Source organism: Tissierellales bacterium, from assembly GCA_035301805.1.
In the GTDB taxonomy this organism is placed as follows: domain Bacteria; phylum Bacillota; class Clostridia; order Tissierellales; family DATGTQ01; genus DATGTQ01.
Map to the genome: position 1 here is coordinate 1 of DATGTQ010000005.1, position 3,121 is coordinate 3,121.

The following is a 3,121-nucleotide window of genomic DNA, read 5'->3' on the forward strand; positions in this document are numbered from 1 at the left end:
AAGTGGATGAAGAATTATTAAAGGACTATGATTGTATTATAATGATGAAGGATGGAAAGATTGCTGAAATGGGTAATATTAACGAATTATTACAAAGAAAGGGAGAGTTCTATTCACTTTGCCAATTAAGTGATGAACTTAATAAGGTGGGAAATTATGAAGAATAAGAATATTATACTAATGATTATACTGCTTATTTCCGTTGTTTTAACAGCATGTTCTGTTGAATCTCATGAAAAGGGAAACAGTGGAAATGAAAATATTAAAGAGAAAGATGTAAAAGCAAGTAATAAGGAAGATACGAATCAGGAAGAAAATAAAAATGATGAAAGGGTTAATGATATGGAACCTTATTCAATTGTAATTGATAAAGTACAAAATAAGGCAACAAAGCTAGTAGGGGATATAGTATTTGATGAAGGCTTCGATGGAATCTGTGAGATAATAGGTAATGATTCAGACCTTATTTCCATATCAATAGATGAGAATAAAAGAACCATAGATATAACTAGTGCTAAAAGATACTTAGATACTGGTGGCGATTTAGTAATAAAACTTGGTGTACCAATAAAAGAAATTAATATAGATCAAGGTAACTTTAATCTAGATATTTCTGTAGATTCCTTAGAGCAATTTCATGGAATATTTGAATGTGCCGTTAATGGGGAAATAAAAAGTAATAATGTTAAGGAATTTAAATTAGATCTTTTAGGAGCACGTAATATTGACTTAATAGGAAGTGCAGAAAGCTCAAATATTCATATTGAAGGTTCGTCCATTGTTCAAGGTAAGGAAATGGAAGTCAAAGATGCAAAAGTTAAATTAGAGGGTGTTGGAGATTGTAGTGTCTATTCTTCTAACAGTGTAGATGCATATGTTGAAGGAGTAGGAAGCATAACCTATTATGGTAATCCAGGTTCAGTAGATAAAAAAATCGAAGGATTAGGGGTTATAAAAGAAGGTAATTAGGATAGACAGGGGGTATTATGATGAAAAAGATAAAGCTTTTATGTCTACCTTATGCAGGAGCTTCTGCTACAATTTATTACAAGTTTCAGCCCCTTTTAGAAGAGAACATTAACTTAATACCAATAGAGTTATCGGGTAGAGGAATAAGGATAGATGAGCCTTTATTATTCTCCTTTGAAGAAGCTATTGAGGATGTTGTTTATCAGATTCAGGCTAATATAAAACCAGAGGATGAATACATGATTTTAGGCTATAGTTTTGGTAGTCTACTAGGCTATGAAGCAAGTAAAAGGTTGAAAAAAAAGCCTTTGCATCTATTTCTTGCAGCTTTTCAGCCGCCTATGTATAAGGTATCATCAGCGGATACATTAAAATTGGAAGATAAGGAATTTGTTCAGAAATTAGTAGATAGTGGTGGAATAGAAGCTAGTATAGCGGATAATATGGACTTGCTTAAATATTTTATACCAATAATAAGAGCTGACTTTACTTCTATTGAAGATTATGAGTTTAGGGAGCCTTGTAAAAAACTTGACTGTAACGCCACTGTCCTTTATACTCTAGAGGATGAACATAGCGATAAAATACACAAGTGGAATAATATTTTTGAATATCCTTGTGAATATGAAGAATTTACAGGAAACCATTTTTTTATAAAAAGGGAATATAACAGAATAGCTAATATTATAAACCGTGTATCTGTAAGGTATATATAAATATGTAAAGATAAAAAGGCCTATGTGTTAATATATGCATAGGCTTTTATACTTCCTATAAATAAACCCCAATATCAGAATATTCTTCTATAAGTGATCTAATTTGTTCTTTAGAACTCACTGTTTCTTTCGCATCTAGGGATTTAAACTTCTCCTTAAATCTTATCAAAGGTTTTCGTGTAATTACTAATTCTGTAATGTCATTTAAGCTAACTTCTTTTCTAAAAGTAAACATTCCTATTGACATAAAATCTAGTTCTCTGGAAACTTCTATATCCCCAGTAACTAAAATAATATTGTTATCTCTAATAATTTTTTGATCTTTTACTAAAATATCAAAATATCTATCTCTATACTTAGCTTTATATTTTTCTAAATAGATTTTATCTAACTCATCTATTGATACACGTCTTGAAAAAAATCTTTAGATACCCCTCCAGTAATTTGAAGATAATTTTTAAAACCTTCCTCATATTCATTACTAATTATTTCTACCATTTTTTCTGTTGATTCAAAGTAATATTTTTTGCCATTGTAAATACAATATTTTCTATCCATTTTATAAACTTTTTTGTACGAATTTATAATTAATTTTTCCATATACTTTATTTGGATTTTCTGAAGAATTAAGCTTTCCATTCACTTCACAATTGACTTTAAACTTTGTTCCTTTATAATCAAGCCTATTACCTTCATATACACTTTTAAGATTTTTTAAAGATTTTGAATGTTCATCAACTGAAACAAATCCCTTTACCTCGTATCTATCATTAGAATTCTCATTTAAGTATTTTTCTATATCTGCTTCTGGAATAATCTTAGTCATAACAGTCCCTTTTTTTGGTAGACCAATTTCCTGCCTTACTTTATCTACCATCATTTGCTCCTCAGCTGTAAGCACTCGTTTTGGATCTAATAATTTAGAAGATTCATCTACAGTCATATCATTATTATTAGCTAATTTTAACATACAGGCTTATTAAATAAAAAAAGTTATAACAACCATGCATACTGGCCTAACAACTAATTATCAAATCAAGCCATGATGTTATAACTTTATTATCTACACTAACTTTAAAGTAACTTATAAAATGACTACAAGCCATACTTAGCTATTCTTCTAATAGCTTTTTCTCTTTTATAATTTCAATATCCCTTTTATTGACTTCCTTTTCATAATAATATTTATCTACCCTGCTAAAATTATGCTTTTTAGCAAGTTTTGCATCATCGGTCCCTATAAGTATTTTTTTATTATGTTTTTCACTGATAAAGTCAAAGATATCTGCTGCATACTTAATTTTATAATCAATTTCATATAGTTCATCTAGATTAGCCCTTTCAACAACCTTAATATACAATCTTGGAAGCCCCTCCTGATTCAGATAATTATCCGGGTATATTTTTTCTGTAAATCCTTGCTCTAAATCTTCTTT

The 3,121-nt window shown here is 29.4% G+C and carries 6 protein-coding genes; 2 read left to right on the forward strand and 4 right to left on the reverse strand.

What is annotated here, in order from left to right; all coding sequences use genetic code 11:
• Positions 1 to 156: 156 nt before the first annotated feature.
• Positions 157 to 969, forward strand: coding sequence for a DUF2807 domain-containing protein (locus VK071_00095; protein ID HLR33714.1), 813 nt, complete (start codon positions 157 to 159; stop codon positions 967 to 969).
• 20 nt (positions 970 to 989) lie between these two features.
• Positions 990 to 1,685 (forward strand): thioesterase domain-containing protein, encoded by a 696-nt coding sequence (locus VK071_00100; protein HLR33715.1) that lies wholly within the window; start codon positions 990 to 992, stop codon positions 1,683 to 1,685.
• Positions 1,686 to 1,740: 55 nt separating this feature from the next.
• Here the strand turns inward: VK071_00100 and VK071_00105 are convergent, their stop codons facing one another.
• From VK071_00105 to VK071_00120, 4 genes are all read right to left on the reverse strand, one after another.
• Positions 1,741 to 1,932 carry a hypothetical protein gene (locus VK071_00105; protein ID HLR33716.1) on the reverse strand — a complete coding sequence of 64 codons (192 nt, stop codon included), beginning with the start codon at positions 1,930 to 1,932 and terminating at the stop codon, positions 1,741 to 1,743.
• Between the two features lie 149 nt (positions 1,933 to 2,081).
• A complete protein-coding gene (locus tag VK071_00110; GenBank protein HLR33717.1) occupies positions 2,082 to 2,243 on the reverse strand; it encodes a hypothetical protein in 162 nt (53 codons plus the stop codon).
• 1 nt (position 2,244) lies between these two features.
• Positions 2,245 to 2,655 carry a hypothetical protein gene (locus tag VK071_00115; GenBank protein HLR33718.1) on the reverse strand — a complete coding sequence of 137 codons (411 nt, stop codon included), beginning with the start codon at positions 2,653 to 2,655 and terminating at the stop codon, positions 2,245 to 2,247.
• A gap of 142 nt (positions 2,656 to 2,797) precedes the next feature.
• A partial coding sequence (locus VK071_00120) for a hypothetical protein (GenBank protein ID HLR33719.1) occupies positions 2,798 to 3,121 on the reverse strand: 324 nt, incomplete at its 5' end.